The sequence below is a fragment of the Mariniflexile sp. HNIBRBA6329 genome, from assembly GCF_043558645.1.
GTDB lineage: Bacteria > Bacteroidota > Bacteroidia > Flavobacteriales > Flavobacteriaceae > Mariniflexile.
This window is the reverse complement of the sequence record NZ_JBIFXS010000005.1, coordinates 195,325-217,379: the sequence shown is the minus strand read 5'-3', so window position 1 is coordinate 217,379 and position 22,055 is coordinate 195,325. Positions and strand designations below refer to the sequence as shown.

General features: G+C 34.2%; 22 protein-coding genes and 2 tRNA genes. 6 read left to right on the top strand and 18 right to left on the bottom strand.

The window, feature by feature from the left end; all coding sequences use genetic code 11:
- Positions 1-292 (bottom strand): transposase (locus ACGK9U_RS09000; protein ID WP_394466036.1); only part of this gene is annotated, 292 nt, incomplete at its 3' end.
- Positions 293-668: 376 nt separating this feature from the next.
- Positions 669-2,180, bottom strand: a complete 1,512-nt coding sequence (locus ACGK9U_RS08995) for a GH3 auxin-responsive promoter family protein (RefSeq protein WP_394466035.1) — start codon at positions 2,178-2,180, stop codon at positions 669-671.
- A gap of 42 nt (positions 2,181-2,222) precedes the next feature.
- Between ACGK9U_RS08995 and ACGK9U_RS08990 the strand changes: the two genes are divergently transcribed.
- On the top strand, positions 2,223-3,014 hold the full coding sequence (locus ACGK9U_RS08990) for a DUF2797 domain-containing protein (protein ID WP_394466034.1): 792 nt from the start codon (positions 2,223-2,225) through the stop codon (positions 3,012-3,014).
- Between the two features lie 236 nt (positions 3,015-3,250).
- Here ACGK9U_RS08990 and rpsU read toward each other — a convergent pair whose 3' ends face one another.
- From rpsU to ACGK9U_RS08970, 4 genes are all read right to left on the bottom strand, one after another.
- Positions 3,251-3,445, bottom strand: coding sequence for a 30S ribosomal protein S21 (gene rpsU / locus ACGK9U_RS08985; RefSeq protein ID WP_209652169.1), 195 nt, complete (start codon positions 3,443-3,445; stop codon positions 3,251-3,253).
- Between the two features lie 28 nt (positions 3,446-3,473).
- Complete coding sequence (locus ACGK9U_RS08980; RefSeq protein ID WP_209652167.1) at positions 3,474-4,337, bottom strand: RNA polymerase sigma factor RpoD/SigA; 864 nt, start codon at positions 4,335-4,337, stop codon at positions 3,474-3,476.
- A 112-nt stretch (positions 4,338-4,449) separates the two neighbouring features.
- Complete coding sequence (locus ACGK9U_RS08975; RefSeq protein ID WP_394466033.1) at positions 4,450-7,140, bottom strand: AsmA-like C-terminal region-containing protein; 2,691 nt, start codon at positions 7,138-7,140, stop codon at positions 4,450-4,452.
- 82 nt (positions 7,141-7,222) lie between these two features.
- Positions 7,223-7,927 carry a queuosine precursor transporter gene (locus ACGK9U_RS08970; RefSeq protein ID WP_394466032.1) on the bottom strand — a complete coding sequence of 235 codons (705 nt, stop codon included), beginning with the start codon at positions 7,925-7,927 and terminating at the stop codon, positions 7,223-7,225.
- Between the two features lie 72 nt (positions 7,928-7,999).
- Here ACGK9U_RS08970 and folK point away from each other — a divergent pair, with 72 nt between their 5' ends.
- Positions 8,000-9,142, top strand: a complete 1,143-nt coding sequence (gene folK, locus ACGK9U_RS08965) for a 2-amino-4-hydroxy-6-hydroxymethyldihydropteridine diphosphokinase (protein WP_394466031.1) — start codon at positions 8,000-8,002, stop codon at positions 9,140-9,142.
- Between the two features lie 13 nt (positions 9,143-9,155).
- Here the strand turns inward: folK and ACGK9U_RS08960 are convergent, their stop codons facing one another.
- The 7 genes from ACGK9U_RS08960 to ACGK9U_RS08930 all read right to left on the bottom strand — a co-directional run bounded on the left by ACGK9U_RS08960 (position 9,156) and on the right by ACGK9U_RS08930 (position 13,963).
- On the bottom strand, positions 9,156-9,548 hold the full coding sequence (locus tag ACGK9U_RS08960; RefSeq protein ID WP_394466030.1) for a DUF1398 domain-containing protein: 393 nt from the start codon (positions 9,546-9,548) through the stop codon (positions 9,156-9,158).
- A gap of 158 nt (positions 9,549-9,706) precedes the next feature.
- The gene (locus ACGK9U_RS08955; RefSeq protein WP_394466029.1) at positions 9,707-10,501 is read right to left on the bottom strand and encodes a helix-turn-helix domain-containing protein; all 795 of its coding nucleotides are present in this window, start codon (positions 10,499-10,501) and stop codon (positions 9,707-9,709) included.
- 15 nt (positions 10,502-10,516) lie between these two features.
- On the bottom strand, positions 10,517-10,999 hold the full coding sequence (locus ACGK9U_RS08950) for a hypothetical protein (RefSeq protein WP_394466028.1): 483 nt from the start codon (positions 10,997-10,999) through the stop codon (positions 10,517-10,519).
- 58 nt (positions 11,000-11,057) lie between these two features.
- The gene (locus tag ACGK9U_RS08945) at positions 11,058-11,804 is read right to left on the bottom strand and encodes an SDR family NAD(P)-dependent oxidoreductase (RefSeq protein ID WP_394466027.1); all 747 of its coding nucleotides are present in this window, start codon (positions 11,802-11,804) and stop codon (positions 11,058-11,060) included.
- Between the two features lie 249 nt (positions 11,805-12,053).
- Entirely contained in the window at positions 12,054-12,539 is a 486-nt protein-coding gene (locus ACGK9U_RS08940; RefSeq protein ID WP_394466026.1) for a hypothetical protein, read from the bottom strand.
- A gap of 194 nt (positions 12,540-12,733) precedes the next feature.
- Positions 12,734-13,264, bottom strand: a complete 531-nt coding sequence (locus tag ACGK9U_RS08935) for a hypothetical protein (RefSeq protein WP_394466025.1) — start codon at positions 13,262-13,264, stop codon at positions 12,734-12,736.
- 165 nt (positions 13,265-13,429) lie between these two features.
- Entirely contained in the window at positions 13,430-13,963 is a 534-nt protein-coding gene (locus ACGK9U_RS08930) for a hypothetical protein (RefSeq protein ID WP_394466024.1), read from the bottom strand.
- A 216-nt stretch (positions 13,964-14,179) separates the two neighbouring features.
- Between ACGK9U_RS08930 and ACGK9U_RS08925 the strand changes: the two genes are divergently transcribed.
- Complete coding sequence (locus ACGK9U_RS08925; protein ID WP_394466023.1) at positions 14,180-14,350, top strand: hypothetical protein; 171 nt, start codon at positions 14,180-14,182, stop codon at positions 14,348-14,350.
- 164 nt (positions 14,351-14,514) lie between these two features.
- Here the strand turns inward: ACGK9U_RS08925 and ACGK9U_RS08920 are convergent, their stop codons facing one another.
- The 4 genes from ACGK9U_RS08920 to ACGK9U_RS08905 form a co-directional block, all read right to left on the bottom strand.
- On the bottom strand, positions 14,515-15,219 hold the full coding sequence (locus ACGK9U_RS08920; protein ID WP_394466022.1) for a hypothetical protein: 705 nt from the start codon (positions 15,217-15,219) through the stop codon (positions 14,515-14,517).
- 312 nt (positions 15,220-15,531) lie between these two features.
- The gene (locus ACGK9U_RS08915) at positions 15,532-17,082 is read right to left on the bottom strand and encodes a glycosyl hydrolase family 28 protein (protein WP_394466021.1); all 1,551 of its coding nucleotides are present in this window, start codon (positions 17,080-17,082) and stop codon (positions 15,532-15,534) included.
- 114 nt (positions 17,083-17,196) lie between these two features.
- Positions 17,197-17,856 (bottom strand): class I SAM-dependent methyltransferase, encoded by a 660-nt coding sequence (locus ACGK9U_RS08910; protein WP_394466020.1) that lies wholly within the window; start codon positions 17,854-17,856, stop codon positions 17,197-17,199.
- 2 nt (positions 17,857-17,858) lie between these two features.
- A complete protein-coding gene (locus ACGK9U_RS08905) occupies positions 17,859-18,392 on the bottom strand; it encodes an RNA methyltransferase (RefSeq protein WP_394466019.1) in 534 nt (177 codons plus the stop codon).
- Between the two features lie 193 nt (positions 18,393-18,585).
- Between ACGK9U_RS08905 and mutS the strand changes: the two genes are divergently transcribed.
- From mutS to ACGK9U_RS08890, 3 genes are all read left to right on the top strand, one after another.
- On the top strand, positions 18,586-21,198 hold the full coding sequence (mutS, locus tag ACGK9U_RS08900) for a DNA mismatch repair protein MutS (protein ID WP_394466018.1): 2,613 nt from the start codon (positions 18,586-18,588) through the stop codon (positions 21,196-21,198).
- Between the two features lie 95 nt (positions 21,199-21,293).
- Positions 21,294-21,365, top strand: a tRNA-Gly gene (locus ACGK9U_RS08895).
- Between the two features lie 29 nt (positions 21,366-21,394).
- Positions 21,395-21,478, top strand: a tRNA-Leu gene (locus ACGK9U_RS08890).
- 133 nt (positions 21,479-21,611) lie between these two features.
- On the opposite strand, the gene ACGK9U_RS08885 is transcribed toward ACGK9U_RS08890, so the two are convergent.
- Complete coding sequence (locus tag ACGK9U_RS08885; protein WP_394466017.1) at positions 21,612-22,055, bottom strand: hypothetical protein; 444 nt, start codon at positions 22,053-22,055, stop codon at positions 21,612-21,614.

Here is a 22,055-nt window from a genome sequence, read left to right as displayed (position 1 = left end):
GCTCAGCTCTAGCCTTTTGCTTTTCAAGCAATTTTACTTTTGCCTCTAGTTCGAGGATTCTTTGTTCAGGTGTCTTGTCCACGGTTTCTTTTGTTGGATTCTCCCAATCAAAGGTACCATATTTCCTTAACCATTGAGTGATGGTAGACCTAGCTTGGATGCCGTACTTATGGCAAGCGTCCGACCTATCGAGTTGACCTGATTCTATTTCTTGAACAACCTGAAGCTTAAAAGAAATCGAATAATCTTTTTGAGTACGCTTTACATACCCACTGTTTTCTGGTGTTTTCATTACACTAAGGTTTTAGTGTATCGCTATTTCAGGACGGGACAAGATAATATCATAAAAAAACCACGCTAATTTAGCGTGGTTTTTTATTTTTTTATGGATGTTAATTAATAAAGGACATTATGGGGATTTTCATATTGTTTTTAAAAACTTAGTTAAAAGTATAGTTATTTTATTTCCTCACAATACTCTTTTAGTTGCTTTTAGATGATTAGGCAAAATACTCGTTTAAAGTACCATTTGGCAATGTATTTAATCGGAGCTTAATTAATGTGTGTATTTTTAATTGCTTTTAAAATCCAAATAGAGGTTAGTTTCTATAGGGTTTTGAGAAGTAGATTGTTTTTGCAATGTCTTTTGAAAAAAAATGAAACGGTTATTAATTTAATCTCATTAAATCATCAATATAGTCGCGTGTGTTAGATAGTCTTGGGATCTTATGTTGCCCACCTAATTTATTGTTTTGTTTTAGCCAGTCGTAGAATAAATTTTTTCTTGCGATATTTATTTTAGGTTTGTTTAGTGTAATGTTATTATAACGCTTTGCTTCGTAATCAGAGTTTAAGGCTTTTAAAGCATTATCGAGCAGTTCGTTAAAATAATGAATGTCTTTTGGTGGGGTTTTAAACTCAATCAACCATTCGTGGGCACCTTTTTCTTTGCCTTCCATAAAAATAGGTGCAGCGGTATAATCTATAATTTCCGACTTTGTTTTTTTACACACTTTTCTAAGGGCTTCTTCGGCATTTTCAATAATAAGTTCTTCTCCAAAAACATTTATATGATGTTTGGTTCTTCCCGAAATCTTAATTCTATAAGGATTTAAAGAGGTGAATTTTATGGTATCCCCAATTTTATAACGCCACAAACCAGCATTGGTAGTTATAATAACGGCGTAATTTTGGTTTAGTTTAACTTCGCTTAAAGGAATGGCTTTTTCGGCTTCGGTAGCATAAATATCCATTGGGATAAACTCGTAAAAAATACCATAATCTAACATTAATAGTAATTCGTTTGAATTATTTTGATCTTGAATGGCGAAAAACCCTTCCGAAGCATTGTAAATTTCATAATATCTAAAGTCTTTTTTAGGCAGCAATTTTTTGTATTGGTCTTTATAAGGCGTGAAACTCACACCACCATGAAAATAAACTTCCAGATTTGGCCAAACATCATGGAGGTTTTGTTTGCCTGTAGTTTCTAGAACGTTGTTAAGCAATACCAACATCCACGATGGAACACCGGCAAGACTCGTAACGTTTTCGTTCATGGTTTCATTTACAATGGCTTGCATTTTATGTTCCCAATCGCTCATTAACGACACTTTGTTGCTTGGTGTGCTACTAAATTCTGCCCAAAAAGGCATATTGTCAATTAAAATAGCCGACAAATCGCCAAACACGGTGCCGTTTTCTTTATATAACTGCTTGCTTCCGCCTAAGCGTAAACTTTTGCCTGTAAATAATTGCGATTCTTCGTTGTTGTTAAGGTACATGCACAATAAATCTTTGCTGGCGGCATAATGGCAATCTTCAAGCGATTCTTCACTTACGGGAATAAATTTACTTTTGGCACGGGTAGTGCCACTGGATTTTGCAAACCATTTTATGGGTGTTGGCCAAAACAAATTGGTTTCACCTTTCATGGAGCGTTCAATTACATCTTGCCACCCATCATAATTTTTTATGGGAATGCGTTCTGCAAATGTTCGGTAGTTTTTTATGGAAGCAAAATCGTATTCTTTGCCAATTTGGGTATCTTTTGCTATATCTATAAGTTCCAATAGTAATTCGTTTTGGACTTCGTTGGGGTATTTTAAAAACAATTCAATTTGATGGAAACGCTTTTTTAAGAACCAAGAAGCAATGGAATTTACTATAGTGATTGGCATATTTGTTTTATATTTAAGTTCTTAAAAATAATACTTTTTTTTATGACTTATCAAGGTGTTTTAACAAAAATGGAAACAGAATTTTCAAGTCCTATTGAATACTATTTGGTGTTTGAAAACGATTTTTTAAATATGAATCAGTTATTGGGCAAAACCATTACCATTCAATTTGTTAAGTACCAGTGTTTGAATTGCGGTATGGATAAACCTATATACCGACAAGGGTTTTGCAAGAGTTGTTTTTTTGAAATACCACAAGCTGCCGATTGGATTATGCGACCTGAGTTAAGCACTGCGCATTTAGATAAAGAAGACCGCGATTTGGAATACGAAAAGAAAGTACAGCTGCAACCACACATTGTATATTTGGCAAATTCCAGCAATATAAAAGTGGGTGTAACCAGAAAGACCCAAGTGCCAACCCGTTGGATAGACCAAGGTGCGCATGAAGCTATTGAGATTGTAGAAGTGCCAAACCGGTATTTAGCAGGTATTACTGAAGTAGCTTTGAAAGACCATGTAGGCGATAAAACCAATTGGCGCACCATGCTTAAAAACGATGTTGTAGATGAAGATTTAGTGCAATGGCGCGACAAGTTGAAACCATACATTCCAGATGAAGCCAAGGATTATTTTATTGAAACCAATAACGAAACCAATTTAGATTTTCCGGTTGAAAAATACCCGACAACCCCAAAAAGTTTAAACCTGATTAAAACCCAAGCTTACACCGGTAAGCTTACGGGTATAAAAGGGCAATATCTTATTTTTGAGGATGATACAGTGTTTAATGTGCGTGCTAATGAAGGTTTGGTGGTTGCTATTAGTTTATAAGCGTTTGCGTTAGCGGTTGAAGCGGCATCCTTTTTAAAACTTGGTAAAAACAAACTTATATTTAAGAATTAAGCCAACAGGATGCCTCGTGGTTTACTTTTCGCAATGACCTTTTAAAAAGATATAGCCCTTCGTCTGCGCTCAGGATAAACTACTAACGCGACCCTTGGGTAACGCCCAAAAAAAATCCCACTAACAACACATTGTAAATGGGACTTTCTATTTTAGTCTAACGTCTAAATATCTTCCTGATCTCTTAAATTTTGAATATAAGATGCTTTTTGTACTTGGCGTCTTCTTTTTACCGATGGTTTTGTAAAAAATTGAGCCTCTCTTAAATTTTGCATCACTTTAATATTTCGGTGTTTTCGTTTATAACGTTTTAAGGCACGTTCTATGTTTTCACCTTCTTTGATAATAATTTTTAACATAAATTGTTTTTAATTGTTTGCTTTAGGATTATCCTAAATACGTTTTTAATACTTTGCTTTTAGAGGTATGTCGCAATCTGCGAATACCTTTTTCTTTTATCTGTCTTACGCGTTCACGGGTTAAACCAAATGCTTCGCCTATTTCTTCCAAACTCATGGGTTGTGCGTTGCTTATGCCGTAATAATTCCGAATCACTTCGGCTTCTTTGTCTGATAGCATGTCTAACGCACGGTTAATTTCAATATTTAGCGAATCTTTCATCAAGCCCATATCGGGTCTGGGAGACTCGTTCGAATTTACAACATCATAAAGTGTTGAGGTTTCGCCTTCTTTTAAGGGTGCATCCATAGATACATGTCTGCCCGAAATTTTCATAGATTGCTTAACGTCGCTAAGGGTAAGGTCTAAATTGCTTGCAATTTCTTCGGGACTTGGTGGTCTTTCGTGGGTTTGTTCTAAAAACGAATACGCTTTGTTTATTTTGTTTATAGAACCAATTTTGTTCAAAGGTAATCTAACTATTCGAGATTGTTCTGCTAAAGCTTGAAGAATTGCTTGACGAATCCACCAAACGGCATACGAAATGAATTTAAAACCCCTGGTTTCATCAAAACGTTTGGCGGCTTTAACCAAACCTGCATTGCCTTCGTTTATTAAATCGGGCAGGGTTAAACCTTGGTTTTGATATTGTTTTGAGACTGAAACTACAAAGCGTAAGTTAGCAGTGGTGAGTTTATCTAAAGCCTTTTGGTCTCCTTGTCGGATGCGTTGTGCTAGCTCTACCTCTTCATCAGCGGTTATTAATTGAATTTTGCTAATGTCTTGTAGGTATTTATCAAGCGACTTCGATTCTCGGTTGGTAACTTGTTTCGTAATTTTTAATTGCCTCATATATTATTTTTAAGTTATAGAATTATACTATCTACAACTTAACTTTTTTATTGAGAAAACCTAATAATTACAGGACTTTCTTGGTGAAAAGCCCAAAAGGAAACGAAAAAGGTTATTTAACGGTATCTTTTTGTTTTTTCTTGTTCAATAATCCGCCTAAAACATTTTTAACAGCATCTTTAGTTGTTGGTGTAGTTGTTGTTTTGGTAGAATCGGTTGTGGTTTTACTGCCACCTACAATACCACTTAGTGCATCTTTAACCGAATTGCTTTGCGCAGTTGAAGTAGAATCTTTTTTAGCTTTATTGCCCGAAATTAAATCACCAAGTATACCACTTACTTTGTCTTTACCCTGATTAAGAAGTTTTTGCTTTTGGATTTCAACCAATTGTTTGGTTAAATTGCTAACACCACTGGTTAAATCGGTTTTTACCGTTGGGCTTGTGTAAGTGCCTCCAATGTTTGCTGTAATGGGGATGGTGATGTTTTTTGCCGAAGCATCATCAATTTTTGCAATAAGATTTGTAACCTCGGTACCCAAATATTTTGCTGGTACATTAAAAACGGCATTGTAAGCCATGGTTTTATCAAACCCATGCGATCCGGCTATTTCAATATCGATGTCTTGATATTTTATATGAAATGGTTTTACGCTCACTTTACCATCATTAAATGCAAATTGGGTTTTTAGGTCGTTTAAATTCAATTTTTTAAAGTCGATAAAATTTAATGAGTTGCCTAATTTATTCAATACTTCAGCATTGGATGGATTTACCGTAGAAGATAAAAGTTCTGCTAAGGCATTACCCGACAGCGAGTTGAAATTAGGTGTAAAATCATCGGTTAAATTACCTTTTAGGTTTAAAGTAGTGTTCAATTTTCCTTGTACCACTTTCATTAAAGGTGCTAGTTTTTGGAACAGTTCCATGCCTTGGAACGATTTGGCAATATCAAAACTGTTAATGCCTAGATTCATGTTGAATGTAGGAGTGTCACTTTTTGTTGAGACAAGCCCAGAAACAGCTAATTGCCCATCAAAAAGGCTGGTTGTAAAATTTTCCAACTGTACTTGTTCATCTTTAATAATTAAAGCGCCTTTAGCATTTTTAAGTTGTAAATTATCGTAAATAACGGTATTGGCTTGTGCGTTTATGGTACAATCTAAAAAGGCAGGAATTTTTAAAGATTCTTTTTTAGCGGTTGTTTTATTGCCTTCGGTTTTGTTTGTAGTTGTTGGAGCATCATCGCTCATAAAATCATTTACTGCAAACGTGTTCGAGCTTAGGTTAAAGTTTCCTTTTAAGGTTTTGTTGCTAAACATAAAACCTAACAAGTTTTCAATAGTTCCTGTGGCATTCAAATCGGTTTTACCAGTTTGGGCTTTAAAGCTGTTTAAAGAAACGGTAGCTGGATTGAATGTAACGGCAGCATCTGAAATTTGAAGCGGATTTTTAAACCCATCTGAAGCATATTTAAAATTACTTAAACTCATGTTACCACTAGCTTTTACACGATCATAAGCATTTTTTTCTATGGCTTCCATGTCAAAAGCCGTATTTACTTTGGCTTTTAAAATACCGGTTAGTTGTGTTTCTAAATCTACCGGATATACTTTTGAGATGTTTGCTAAATTGAGAACGCCATCAATATCAGCATTTACCAACATATTGCCAGTAATGTTTTTTATGGTAGCTGACGATTTGAAAACATCTTGGTCAATCTTAAAATTTAAGGTGTTTATGGCGACATAGGTGTCTTCGGTTTTACCTGTTGTGTTTTTAATTTCGGTATCTATAATAATATTAGTGACACTTTTTGGTAAGCTGGGATATTTAAAAGAGGCATTGTTCGATTTAATGCTAATATCCAACGTTGGGATGGTTTCATCGGTAACCATGCCCTTAATAATGCCTTTAACCTTAAAATCGCCCGTAGTTTTAACGTTTTCTATGTTTTTAGAATAGGTTTCTGGGATGACGGCTAAAAAGTTTTTGAATGACGACTCTGGGTTTTCAAATGTAATATCAACATCTTGTCCCGCTTCAAGCAATTGTACAAACCCGTGAAATTCTATAGGCAATTGATTGATGAATCCTTTATTGTCTTTAAATGTGTATTTGCTGTTTTCTAAATCGAGCCCAATTAAAGCATCTAGTTTTACCGGGTTGTTGTTTAAATAGTTAGAACCATCCATAGTGAAACTTATTTTAGCATCACTTTTGGTGTCTAATTCCGATTTTTCTGCTGAAAACGTTCCTTTTCCTTCATGGTTAAATTCAGAAATTTTTACAACCATTTTAGAATCTTCACTAATGCTTATATAATTTATGGTACTATTCTTTATTTGATAATCTTGTATATCGAAAGCAAAACTGCTCGACTCGGTAGAAGCATTTTCTTTTTCTTTGGTTATATCATAATTGGCAGCCCCAGAAGCATCGGTTTTTAAATTCAAAAGCACACCATCGGCATAAATGGAATTTACTATAATAGCCTCATCTGCACTTTTAAAAAGTTCTTTGATGGACATGTTGAGGGCAATGCTTTTTGCGCTAACCAAGGTATCTCCTTTAAATGGCTCAAAATTGGTAATGGCCAAATCACTAATGTTCACATGTGCTTTTGGAAAACTTTTTATAAAACTTAAGTCAACATCGGTAAAGTCTACTTGAGCATTTAGGTTTTCATTGATAGTGCGTTTCACCATCTCTTTTATTTGCGATTGAAAGATAAAAGGAGCTGCAACTAGAAGTATAATGATGATAAGTAGGGAAATTCCGGTAATTTTTAGAGCTTTTTTCATTAACAAGTTTTATAAAATATACGAACAAATGTAGCTAAAAGGTTGTTGTTGAGCCAAAATTTAACAACCATTTATAGGTTTCTTAAAGCAGTTGAATTTCTTCATGTGCTTTCATTTTAAAGCGTTTTTTGAATAGAAACACTCCTAAATATAACAAAGGTGTATCGCAAACAGCGATGAATACCTTGAATAAAAATCCGCTAATTAATAGACCTTTAAACATGCTCCAAGGCAATACTTCAAAAAAGCACAACAAAAACACCACCGAAAAAGTATCTACAAATTGCGACAAAAAGGTTGAGAAATTATTGCGTAACCATAAGTGTTTGCCTTTTGTAAGTTGCTTCCAAAAATGAAAAATTTGAATATCGATAAATTGGGCAAATAAGTACGCCGTCATGCTTGCACCAACAGCTAAAATGGTGCGTCCAAAAACGTGGGAGAACATCCCGTTATCAATGGGCGAACTTGAAATGGCGGGAACTAAATCAGCAACATAAACTATTAAAACCGAGAATAACGATGCAAAAATACCAGCCACAACTACTTGGTTAGCACGTTTTTTTCCATAAATTTCACTTATCAAATCGGTTATTAAAAAGGTAATGGGGTAGGGTAAAATGCCCACGGAAACAACAAACAGTTTGCTTCCAAAAACCTCCACATCAAACGGATACCAATAAAAGAATTTTTGAAAAATAAGGTTTGAAACTACTAACGATGTTATAAAAAGCGCCCCTAAAAGCAAATAAATTTGTTGGGCAGCAAGTTTGTCTTTTAAAGTCATTTGCAATTGTGAATAAATACGTCTTGTAAATATAAAGGAATAAAATTTGTTTTACTTATTTTGCCGATACTTATGATACAGCCCACAACGTTTTACATTGCATTAGGTAGCAATAAAGGTGATAAATTTAAAAACCTACAAGACGCTATCGATTTAATTCATGAGAAAATCGGTATGATTATCCGTATTTCAAAAGTGTACAAATCGCCTGCGTTTGGTTTTGAAAGCGACGACTTTTTAAACGCTTGTTTGGTTTTGGAAAGCTGTTTAGAGCCCGAAACCGTGCTTCAGGAATTATTGGCTATTGAAACCGTTTTAGGGCGTGTTCGTACGCAACAAAACAAGTATGAAGCCCGAAGCATCGATTTGGATGTTATTTTGGTTGAAGATGTTGTTATAGATAGCAAAACCTTACAAGTACCGCACCCGGAAATGCAAAAACGGAGGTTTGTGTTGTTGCCTCTAAACGATATTGCACCTCATGTAAAACATTCAGTATCGCATAAAGAAGTGGCTGTTTTGTTAAGCGAATGTGATGATGACAGCGTTTTAGAACCCATCAACATTTGGTTGAAAAACCCAAGTAAAGACTATGATTTTTCTAAACATGGTTATATAGCTATTGAAGGGAATATTGGTGCAGGAAAAACCAGTTTAGCTACCAAAATAGCGCACGATTTTAATGCAAAACTTGTATTGGAACGCTTTGCCGACAATCCGTTTTTGCCCAAATTTTATAAGGATGCGTCGCGGTATGCATTTCCTTTGGAAATGTCGTTTTTAGCAGACCGTTACCAACAAATTAGCGACGATTTAGCGCAGCTCGATTTATTTAAAGATTTTATTGTGAGCGATTATGATGTGTTTAAATCGCTTATTTTCTCGAAAATTACTTTGCAAGAAGATGAGTTTAAACTCTATAGAAAGCTTTTTTATCTCATGTATAAAGACTTGCGAAAACCCGATTTATACGTGTATTTACACCAAAATACTGAACGCTTGCAACAAAACATACAAAAGCGTGGGCGCGATTACGAACAAAACATTGCCGACGATTATTTGGAAAAAATAAACACCGGCTATTTAGAGTTTTTAAAAACCCAAACCGACTTTAACGTAAAAATTATTGATATCTCTGATAAAGATTTTATAGAAAACCGAAGTGATTATTTGTGGGTTTTAAATGAAATTTGCGAGCGTACTTTAGAAGACTAAAGTTGTTTGCTTTTTATAAGGTAGGTACCATTTCTATCAAAATGTCATTACCAGCTTTATCGTAATACGTACAAGTCATTTTTATAAGATTTACATGCCACTTTTCAATACCCGTTTCTGCACAATGGTTGCAAAAAGTAAAGTAATTTGTTTCTCCTCTTTGGTGTATTCTTAAATACTGTTCAAACCTATTTTTATCACAAAAATCTGCAATGTTTAAAGGCTCGTATTTTGGTTGTGATTGTGTTTTAAACCCATCATTTCCAAAATAGTTGGTATGACTATCAAATACCCAAGTCTCGAATGCCGAAACTCCTAGTTCCTTAATGTTTTTAATGTACTTTGGAAAACCGGCTCCCGATTTTACTTTTGCGTGTGCTAGCTCTATTTGTTCTACTGTAAACATTGTTTGTATTTTTTTAGTTTGATTTGTTGTTATAATGAATGCTGAGATGTTTATGAGCAAAGATTTTCCGAAGGAAAATCAGAAGCTAACAAACGAGCAACTAACTTTGGTTTAGCTAAAACTAGCATTTTTTTTTATACGGTGTTAGCTGTAGTTTTTTATATTTCAGATGGACTTTTTCCAAATTCAGATTTAAAACTTCTTGAAAAATGAGAAAGGTTTACAAAGCCAACATCAAAATAAACTTCTGATGGCTTTTGGTCTTTTTTTGAAATTAAATAATGTGCTAATTCTAAACGTTTTTTTATGAGCCATTTATTCGGTGTTGTTTTATAAATATTTTGAAAATCACGTTTGAATGTTGAAATGCTACGTCCAGTCAATTGTGCAAATTGTTCTAAAGGTATATTATGCATATAATTCTTGTTCATATAGGCTTCCAAGTCTAATTTAAAATCTTCTTGAAAATTGAACAGTATGTTTTGCATTCTGTCATCTCTCAATAATAATTCTATAAGTTCCAAAGTTTTTAGTTGAGCTAATTTATTAGTTAAAGCTTGTGGGTTTTCAAAATAAGGAATCATCGAATCGAAAAAGGTTTTTAAATATAAATCGTATGGAAAAATAAAATTCGGTTTTCCTATGAAAACACCTTTTGGTTTTATGTTGTTTTCTTTTGAATATTGGAATAATAGTTCTTTTGGAAGCATTATACTAATACTCAAAAACGGTTTGTTATTTTTCGGAATTTTTTGCGTTTTAACCAATTGATTTTTTGATATAAAACCAACTTTTTTTTCGTTGTATTCTGTAGCTTCTTTTCCATCATTGATAATCATTGAACCATCAATAATAAACGAAACTGCGTGGTCTTCTACAAATGGTTGGAAGTCTTTTTTTTCTTGACCCAAGCAAGAAAACAAAATATTATTTCTGGTTCTGTCCTGTTGCATATTATAGGTTTTAACTTAAAAAGTTAGTTTTTCGTAATAAATAGTTGCTTTTTCTTTAGAAAAATAGTCGATTACAGCAAAAGCACTACCAAATAAAATTAAAGCCATTGCTATTGCTTGCCAATGAATACTCTTTGCAAAATATAGTAATCCTAAAGCTACTAAAAAGCAGGCTAAACTAATTCCTATTGACATTGGATACAGATATTGAAAATCTTCTACTCGTTTAATTTCGGCATTAAGAAAAGCTTGGTTGTCTTGGTTGTAATTTTGTTCCACTTTAGCAATTTTTTTACTGTTTGAGTATATACCACCTGAACCAATACCTATAAAAATTAAACCCGTAACCAAAAAAGGAAACAAAAGTGCTTTTGCTCCTGATGTATTGCCTAGGAAATAAAAAAGTAAGGCAATGATAATTAAAGAAATCCCAAAACCGAGAATAAATTTACCTTCAAAAATTTCACCGTTATACCAATTTAAAGTGTTTTCTACCATAATATTCAGATTTTAGTTTAAAAGACTACCTTGGTAAAAAGATAGTCTTTTTTTGAAATTATTTTGCATTATAACCGCCATCTATATTTAAAATAGTTCCTGTCATAAATGTATTTTCGTCAGAAGCTAAAAAGTAAATTGCTTTTGCAATATCTTCAACTTCGCCTAATCTATTCATTGGATGAATTGCTTCAATGCTTGAAACATCATAGGTTCCAGAAGCAATAGCGTTTTTCAAAATATCTGTTTTAATTGCTCCTGGTGCAACTGCATTAATACGAATTCCTTGTTGTGCATAATCAATAGATGCGCCTTTTGTTAAACCTACAACTGCGTGCTTTGATGCGTTGTATTGTGCGGTTGCATACAAACCATTTAATCCTGCTATGGAAGCTAAATTTACAATTGTTCCGCCACCTGTTTTCAGCATTTCTATGATTGCATATTTCATTCCATAATAAACGCCCATTACATTCGTTTCAAGCATTTGTTTTAAATCGTTAGATTCTGTTTCTCCTAATACTGCATTTCCTAATGAAATCCCCGAGTTGTTGATAATAGAATCTAATTTACCAAACTTTGTAACGGTTGTTTCAATAACTGATTTTACTTGTTCTTCGATTGTTACGTCTAAAGGCAGGAATGTAATGTTTGCACCATTTTGTTTAAAGTCTGCAATTACTGCTTGTTCTTTGTTAGCATTTCTGCTTGTTACAACTACATTGTAGCTGTTTTTTGCAAAATGTAAAGCTGTTGCTCTACCAATTCCTGTAGTTCCTCCTGTGATAATTACTGTCTTGTTCATTCTATATTGTTTAAATTGTTAAATGATTACAGGACAAAATTATACAGGATTTGTTCTTTCTACTTTTCTCTAAAGTTCAAAGATGTTTTTCGTGTAGTTCTTGAATTCCGAGGTGTTTTTTAATTACAGCTAACGTTTATCTTTACTTTATGCCTATAAAAAAAGTAGTTATTATTTTTACTAGGAAACAAGAGGAGAACTAAAATAAGCAATGTTTTTTACACGGTGTTAGCATACGTTTTTTATTCCTTATGGAACTACGTCAAATTTTGTTGTTCCGTTTTTGTTGAATATTTTAGTCATTATTTCTTTTCCAATTTCAGTCGCTTTGTATTTGTCCGCATTTAATTCAAGTTTATAAACAGGCGCTTCTTTTAAATCAGAGTAATGAGGTTTATTTCCGTAAGTCGTTTTGACTAGATTATAATTATTTTTATTAGCAAAACTTGTAATTTTTTCGACATAAGGTTTTTGGTCGTTTGTCATAACCTCAAATTCAATGTTTATTGTTCCGTTATTATCTGCAAAATAGATACAATCAATTCCGTCAGATGTAATTCCGAAAAAATCATATTGCAATTTTCCATCTAACAATTGGGTCATAACAGATTCCAATTCGGCAAGTTGAATTTGTTTGGCAACTCGTAAAGTTGGATTATTTCCGTTTTTGTTTCTTGAAATGAAGTATATAATTCCGATTATTACTAAAACTCCAATTATTATTCCTGTTTTCATTCGCTGTTCGGTTTTTCTTAAATGTATGCTAACGTTAGGTATATGGAAAGTTGCGTGTTTGTGTGCAAGGATTTTCCGAAGGAAAATCAGAAGCTAGCAAACGAGCAACTAACTTTGGTTTAGCTAAAACTAGCAATTTTCTATACGGTGTTATAAATAGTACTTTTATTATTTCTAACCGTATAGATATTATATCAACCACAATTCATGTCATAAAAGTTGACAATTTGATAGACATCATTTTTCTTAAATTCTTTTTTCTTGATTTTTTTAATTAAACTAGGACAGTCATTAAAAAGTTCTAAATCTGATTTGCTTAATTTTTTACCAACTCTAGTTGTAACATTGTCTTTTTCAATAAAATAGATAAAGCTATAATTAACTCTTATTCCTGTTGTGATATCTCTATTTGCAACCTTTATACTGTATAAATTTATTTTCCCCACTCTCACTATTTGCATAATTTGGGGAAAACCGTTTTCAGTTTTTTTATATCTGTATTTTACAATTCCGTTTTCAGTTATGTCATATCCATCGATACTAGTATGGTCATAAAGTTCAACATCCGATTCTTCTTTTTCTTTATATTTTATCCCTCCTAAGTCTCGTTCTTTAATCAACCCAGTTTTTGTACTTCCATCATTTAAATAAATTTTACCCTGTTCAAATTGTGCATTTGTTATAAAAAAGCATAACATTAATAATAAAGTAAGGAGTTTTTTCATTTTGCGCATTTAGTTTGTATTATTTGTAACGTGTTTGTGTAAGGATAGTTGCGCGTTTAAGCAACTAACTTACTAAAAATGGAACGAACCAGAGGAAAATCCGTAGGATTTTCCAAGTAGGCAAGAACCAAGCAATTATTTTTACACGGTGTTAGCATACGTATTTTATTCAACTTTTTGATATTCCTCTCCGTTTTCTAAAATCAGCTTTTTTGAATTTAATTCACGTATTGACTCAAAATTTTGTCCTGCCATTCCAATAAAAAGAATCCCAAATTTTTCTTTGTAGTAAACCAATTCAGGTATTGGTTGGCAAGTAGTAATTGAGACTATATCTGAATTTAAGTATTTCTTTTCGCTTGAATAAAATCCGTTTGCGTTTTTAAAATCATAAGTCGTTTCAGAATAATAATCCGCTTCCTTTTTTTTCCCGTTAATTAATTCAAATATTTTTCCGTTTTCTACGATTACAGTCGTTTTTTGATTATTGTTAAAACTCACAAATAATGTATCTCTCAAAAATCCGTTTTCTTTTTTTCCGAGATATTTCCATTTTCCAGTTAACCTTTCGCCAATATTTCTCAAAGAGTCAGAATATTTAATTTGAAGTTTTGAGTCAAGTTTAATTTCTCCAAAATCTTGTGAGTAAGATTGGATAAAAAACAAAGTGAACAATATTATTAAAAGTTTCGTTCTCATATGTATGCTAACCCGCAAAGCATAAGGGTTGTAGATGCGCAGCATATACATAAAACCCGTTGGCTGTGCATCTATAAGCTTTATGCAATGTTAGGTAGCAGTTGCCACAAGTTAAGAAATGAATTAAATTAATAAACAATAGCCTTAGTCGATGCATAGCCTATGCTTTGCGGGTTAGGCTAGAATAAGTAACGGTAGGATTTAAAACCATAACAGATGAAAACAGAACATCAAATTAAAAAAAGACTAAAACAATTAGACAAGAACATTGCTGATTTGCGAAGTAAACAAGAAAAAGCCCCTCAGAAAGAAGTGTATGCTTGGGAAATGCAAATAGATATGTTTAGAATGGCTAAAGAGCAAATTGAATGGGTTTTAAATACGTAGTTACGTGCCCTTGTGGCTATTCTAGCCTAACGGTTACGTATAAGAATAGTTGCGGGTTTGCGTGCGAGGATTTTCCGCAGGAAAATCAGACGTAGCAAATACGCAACGACCTTTGATTAAGCACTAAACCGCAATTATTTTTATACATTGTTGTGTGTAGTTTTTTATATAATGTGTGTTAAAATTTCAACGGATTTATTTAAAATTTCCGTCATTATTTTTAAATTTTTCTTTTCAGGCTCTTTTTGTCCGTGAACTAAATCGTTTCTAAATTTATTTAATTCCGCAAATTCTTGATAAGTCTTTTCATTAATTTTTCCACTATCGTACAATTCTTTTATTTTTTTGAATGGTGGAACAAATCTTCCATTTTCAGAGTTTAATAATTTTTCGAATTTTATCCAGTTCGTTATGTATTGACCAACTAAACTTTCATCGGTTATTTCATCCTCTTCTAAAATCGGGATTTCAAATAAGTTGCTAAATAGATTTTTTGCGATTTCTGCGTAAATCAGAACTTTAGTTTTCTCAACTGTAATTCCATTACCGTTATGATAAAGTTCATTTCTTAATCTGTGAAACCATTCTATATCTCCCAAATCAATTCCAATTATTTTTTCCGCACAATATTCTTCTAATGCGTCAAGTAATTTTGGGAAACTTTGAACTATTTCATTGTATTTATTTCTGCTTAAATTGTTAATATTCGTAACACGCTTTGGAAGTCCCAGGTAAGTCTTAATCATTAACTCGACAGAATTGTCAATGCAAATCATTCCCATCCTAATATCAAAATCGGTAGATTGATTTAAGTGACTTATTCCGTGAACCAATAATTCTTTTGGTCCTGTCATCCAAGGTTTCTCCATAGTTTTGGTCAAATTACACACAACAAGTGGATATAGACAATTGTCTATATCCGCATTATATCCACAAACATAATAAATAATAACTTACAAAAGCACTGTTTTTTTTGGCCAAAAGTTACCGTTTGTCGATTTTTTATAAAATTTTTTAAAGGGTTTTGTTCGAGTCTTGTTCGACATTCCTTCGAGGATTCTTCGGTAAAACCCTTATTTTACGAAGGAATCTCGAAGAATCCTCGAAGGAATGTGGGAAAAAGCCATATTTAAGTCCATTTATGTCAATGTAAATAGACTTAGAGTAAAGTTGTTTTGGACTTATTTTACTTCACCATTGCTAAAATGAATGCCTTTAGTTTCAATGGGTTCGTTGGGCATGGTTAATGCACTTTTTTTAGTGCTTAAAACAAGGTTTTCATAATTTATGTTTTCGCCACCAAGTATATCAACCACCGAATCGGGTGTTTTTATATTTGTGTTTTTAATGGTCACATTTTTAGCATCGTTAATAAAAATAAGATTACTGCAATGGGCATCTACATTATCAATAGTTAAATTGCTAAGTGGCGATTCTGGGATGCCGTAAACTTTTAAAAAGTGCGTGCCGTTTTCAATAATAATGTTTGATATAGATATGTTTTTATAATAGGGTGTAAGGTCGTTAACTTCCCTTGCAGGTAACCTGTCGGCCAATTCGCCTACATAAGCACGTGTGCCTAACATATCCCATTTTATGCAGGTGGCTTCAAGATTCATACGGATGCGGTCGTAATATAAATTTTCGCCACCGCCACCTCTTGGGCGTCGTGTTTTAAAACGTATGCCTACGCCTGTACCATCAAACACACAATCGTGTACATATAAATTTTTAATACCACCAGCAGTTTCACTTCCACAAGTAATGCCTCCATGCCCTTTTAAAGCTAAACAATGGCGCACCACAACGTTTTCAGTGGCACGGTTTACATTAAGTCCGTCTTCACCGCGTCCAGATTTCATAGTAAAGGCATCATCACCGGTACTTAAGGTGCAATATTCAATCAGTACATTTTTAGACGACTCAATATCGATACCATCACCACGAGGAATGCCCACGGAGTTTACTGAAACACCACGAATAATTACATTATCACAATACACAGGAACAATGTTCCAAAAGGCTGTGTTTTCTAATGAAACGCCTTCTATATAAACTTTTTTGCAATTAACGGGTGAAATGAATTTTGGAGGAAATATCCAGTCTTCTACCGAACCATCATGAACACGTTCGTTGGCGGGTTTACTTAAATCTACCAAGCTTTCAATAGGGGTGTGGTACGAACGTTCTTTAATTTCGCCATCAAAAGGACCTATGAGTTTGCCTTTTCCGGTAATAGCTATGTTTTCTTGGTTGTTGGCGTAAATACATGCTGCTAACGACATCACTTCCATGCTTTCAACACGGGTAAAAACAGCAGGTTGGTATTCTTTTACATCGGTACTGAACTTAACAATGGCGCCTTCTGCAATATGAAGATTTACGTTGCTTTTTAATGAAATACGTCCTGTAAGCCATTCGCCTTTTGGGATAATTACTTTGCCGCCACCTAATGCACTTAACTCATCAATAGCATTTTGAACAACGGATGTTATGATGGTAGCATTTTCAGTACGCTCTTGAATGTTAATGGTTCTATCAGGAAATGTTGGTTTTTCAAAGTTAGGCATATCAAACGGCGCCACTACGGGAGCAATGGTGTCTGGTAAAACCAAGTGTCCTACTTGTTCTTTGGTAGGTATGTTTGCGAGCTTGCTGTAGTCTGCTCCTAAATTGGTTTGTTTGTTACAACTGATTAGTGCTAGAAATACGATGGCTAAAAATGGTCTCATTTAATTTTTGGTTTAGCTTATAAAGCTAGTTTTTAGATATAAAAAGGGCTGTATGTTTTGTTCGTCGGTTTATTCTGTAAAAGTTTTATTTTAATGTTTCAGAGAAAGTAAGCATCAAAATACTTTGTACAAAGTTGTTGTAATGCGCCCTTTATTGTTTTCTAAAACATGCTCATTTAAAATGGTTGCTTCTTTAATTTTAAAATGAAAAGGGGCTTCAAGCAAATTAACGCCACTATTTTGTTTCAAGCGAATGCCTTGTCCGGAAATAATATCTTTGTTTGGTATGAAGTTTCCAAAAGGCACATGCTCGGTGAGAATGATGTATTTATAAGCTTTTAGTTTTTTAACAACGCTTTGTACTTCTAAATTAGAAAGATGTTGTAATACTTGGCGTAATATGATGCAGTCGGCAGTTGGCAGTTCGTCTTTTGCTATATCTAAACACTGAAATTCTAGGTTGGCTTCCTTAAAAAGTTTTTTGTTTCTGGCAATTAGGCTTTCAACAATATCAACCGCCATATATTTTTTGGTGTATTTGGTAAGGTGTTTTCCAATGTTAAAATCACCACAACCTAAATCGCAAATGGTTAAAGCGTTGTTGTGTGTTTCTAAAAAAGTAATTATTGCATCTAAATACGGTTTTGTTATCTCTAGGTCATGTGAACCGCTTCCGGAATAAAAATCGAAGTCGTTTCCGCCCCAAAGTTTCAGATCATAAATTTGGGTCATGGCTTTTTTGGTGGGCCATGGTTGCTTTGGTTTTTTGTCCACGTCTAGTTTTTGGAGAGTTTACTAAACAAATCCCAAACCACAACACCGCAGCTCACCGAAATATTTAACGAATGTTTGGTGCCATATTGCGGAATTTCAACCACCAAATCACTAGCCGAAACAACCTTTTGTGCAACACCTTTTACTTCGTTTCCAAAAACCAAGGCGTAGGTGGTTTGTGTGTTAGGCGTAAAGTTGTTGAGCATGGTGGCGTTTTCAGCTTGCTCGATAGAAACCACTTTTACACCTTCAGCTTTCAAGTTTTCAACTAAAGTAAGCGTGTCTTCCACATATTCCCAAGCAACGGTATCGGTACTTCCCAAAGCGGTTTTGTGTATGTCTTTATGTGGTGGTGTAGCTGTGATGCCGCAGAGGTAAATTTTTTCAACTAAAAACGCATCACTGGTTCTAAAAACCGAACCAATATTATTCAAACTTCTAATGTTATCAAGAATGATGATTAGGGGCGTTTTTTTTACCTCTTTAAAGCCTTCAACACTTAATCGGTCTAGTTCGCTGTTTTTTAGTTTACGCATATTTTTATTGTGTCATGGCGAGGAACGAAGCAATCTCTTAGTTTTTAGTCCAAATTTAAAGATTATTTCAGTCATGCTTCCTTTGTAATGACGATTATAGATTGTGAATAATTATCAATAACTTCTAAAGTAACCACTTCAAAGAAAATGGAAAAATAGTTACATTAGCAAACTTACTAAAAAACAAAATCCTTTGGCAGCTAAAAGTAAAAAAGAAACACCGTTAATGAAGCAGTATAACGCTATTAAAGCAAAATACCCCGATGCTTTGTTGCTGTTTCGTGTGGGCGATTTTTACGAAACCTTTGGCGAAGATGCTGTAAAGGCAGCCGGTATTTTAGGGATTATTTTAACCAAACGTGGTGCTGGTAGCGAGAGCGAAATTGAGTTGGCAGGGTTTCCGCACCATTCCATAAACACGTACTTGCCCAAGTTGGTTAAAGCGGGAGAGCGCGTTGCTATTTGCGACCAACTGGAAGATCCCAAATTAACTAAGAATATTGTGAAACGTGGTGTTACCGAATTGGTAACGCCCGGGGTTGCGCTTAATGATGAGGTGTTGGTATCTAAATCCAATAACTTTTTGTGTTCGGTGTATTTCGATAAAAAATATATTGGTATTTCGTTTTTGGATATTTCTACGGGTGAGTTTTTAACCTCACAAGGAAATGCGGAATATATAGATAAGTTACTTCAAAATTTCAATCCGAGCGAGGTGTTGGTTTCTAAACAGAAACGTTCTCTTTTTAATGAAACCTTTGGAAAAGATTTCCATACCTTTTATATGGAAGATTGGGTGTATCAAACCGATTATGCCTATGAAACCCTTATCAAACATTTCGACACCAAAACACTTAAAGGCTTTGGTATTGAAGATTTGTATGAAGGTATCATTGCGTCGGGTTCCATTCTTCATTATTTAGGTGAAACGCAGCATAATAAACTGCAGCATATCACTTCCATTTCTAGAATTGCTGAAGATGCGTATGTGTGGATGGATAAATTCACCATCAGGAATTTAGAACTTTACAATTCTACCAACAACAATGCGGTAACGCTTTTAAATATTATTGATAGAACCATTTCGCCTATGGGTGGGCGATTATTAAAACGATGGTTGGCATTGCCTTTAAAGAATCTTGATAAAATTAAACAACGCCATGAGGTGGTGCATTATTTATCAAATGAAAACGGCACGCTTCAAAAAATACAAAATCACATTAAGCATATTGGCGATTTAGAACGCTTAATTTCCAAGGTGGCAACGGCAAAGGTAAATCCGCGCGAGGTTATTCAGCTTAAAAACTCATTGGAAGCTATTGTGCCTATAAAAGCATTGGCAACAAATTGTGATAATGAATCGCTTAAAATTATTGGCGATACGCTTCAAGGTTGCGATGTGTTAAGGGCGAAAATAAAAGAAATGCTCAATGAAGACGCACCAGTTAACGTCTTAAAAGGGCATACCATTGCTCCTGGGTTTTCTTCAGAATTGGATGAATTGCGAGGGTTGTCAAAATCAGGGAAAGATTATCTCGATAAGATGCTACAACGCGAAACCGAGCGTACAGGCATCACATCCTTAAAAATAGATTCCAATAATGTGTTTGGGTATTATATTGAAGTACGCAACACGCATAAAGACAAAGTACCAGAAACCTGGATACGCAAACAAACTTTGGTAAGTGCTGAACGTTACATTACCGAAGAACTTAAAGAATACGAAGCGAAAATTTTAGGCGCTGAAGATAAAATAATGGCCATTGAACAGCAATTGTTTGCAGAGTTGGTAGGTTGGATGAACCAATACATAAAACCTGTACAGCAAAATGCTTTTTTAATTGGGCAATTGGATTGTTTGTGTGGGTTTGCTCAGTTGGCAAAAGATAATAACTATATATATCCCGTTATTGATGAATCGCACGATTTGGAAATAAAAGATGGTCGCCACCCCGTTATAGAAAAACAATTGCCTATTGGTGAAGCTTATATAGCCAACGATGTGTTTTTGGATAGAACCAACCAGCAAATCATCATGATTACAGGACCTAATATGTCTGGTAAATCGGCTATTTTGCGTCAAACGGCTTTAATTGTGTTGCTGGCCCAAATAGGAAGTTTTGTGCCAGCTAAGGAAGCTAGAATTGGTTTGGTTGATAAAATTTTCACCAGGGTAGGTGCGAGTGATAATATTTCAATGGGCGAATCAACCTTCATGGTCGAGATGAATGAAACCGCTTCTATTTTGAACAATATTTCCGATAGAAGTTTGGTGCTTTTAGATGAAATTGGGCGTGGTACCAGTACGTATGATGGTATTTCGATAGCTTGGGCCATTAGTGAATATTTACACGAGCATCCAGCAAAACCAAAAACATTATTTGCAACCCATTACCACGAACTTAATGAAATGACTGAAACCTTTGTGCGTATTAAAAACTACAATGTTTCGGTAAAGGAGTTAAAAGATAATGTGCTTTTTATAAGAAAGCTAGTTGAAGGAGGTAGTGCGCATAGTTTTGGTATTCATGTGGCGAAAATGGCGGGCATGCCCCAACAGGTTTTGCATCGCGCTAACGCTATTTTGAAGAAGTTGGAGACCTCACATTCGAGTGAAGCGCTTACCGATAAGGTAAAAACATTGGCAGACGATATGCAATTAAGTTTTTTTAATTTAGACGACCCTTTGTTGGAAAATATAAAAGACGAAATATTACATATTGATATTGATACACTTACGCCAGTAGAAGCCCTTATGAAACTGAATGAAATTAAGCGTATGTTGGTAAAGAAAAAGCGTGCTTAAAAATAATTTCATTTATTTTAATAAAAGGCTTTGGTTTTAGAAGAAATATTTTAAATTTGCATCCGCAATAGCGATATTGCACGTTCTTAAAAACTGCGAAAGTAGCTCAGGGGTAGAGCATCACCTTGCCAAGGTGAGGGTCGCGGGTTCAAATCCCGTCTTTCGCTCTGAAACTTTCTTGAAAATATACCAAGACGCTGAGGTGGTGGAATTGGTAGACACGTTGGACTTAAAATCCAATGGCCATTAGGCTGTACGGGTTCAAGTCCCGTCCTCAGTACTGAAACCCTTGATAATCGATTGATTATCAAGGGTTTTTTATTTCATTTAATCAGTATTCCCATTCTCTTAGCGAAGTTTTTGTACTAATTGGTGTATTTAAGGTGCTACGTATTGTTTCTATATGTTTTGCACTATTGAAGCAAGCGTTTTTGCTTGCCTTCTTTTATAATGCCTTTTACCAAAGAGAATAACTCTGCTTTAAATGCTCGGTACTTTTCTAAAAAATAGCTTACGGTAATTATTAATTTTCTATGTTCTTTTTTATGAATTTCCTCTTCATCAAGTTGGTTTATGGTATCAACCATAATTTTTAAACCTTTTTCATGTTCTATAATTGTATTAATTAACGAATCGGTTTTTTCTTGTAGATCACTTAATTTGGTAACTATTTTTTTGCTCTTGTTAAAATATTTTGAAGCGATAAGTTGTATTGTGTAATATTTAACCAAGTCATCAAAAAATAATTGTTCGTCTTTTGCGAATTTTAGTTCAGATAGCCATTTAAGAGAGCTATTGTGCATGGTTTCTGCATTTAACCAAGCTTCATGTTTAGCTTTAACTTCTTTTGTTTTCAT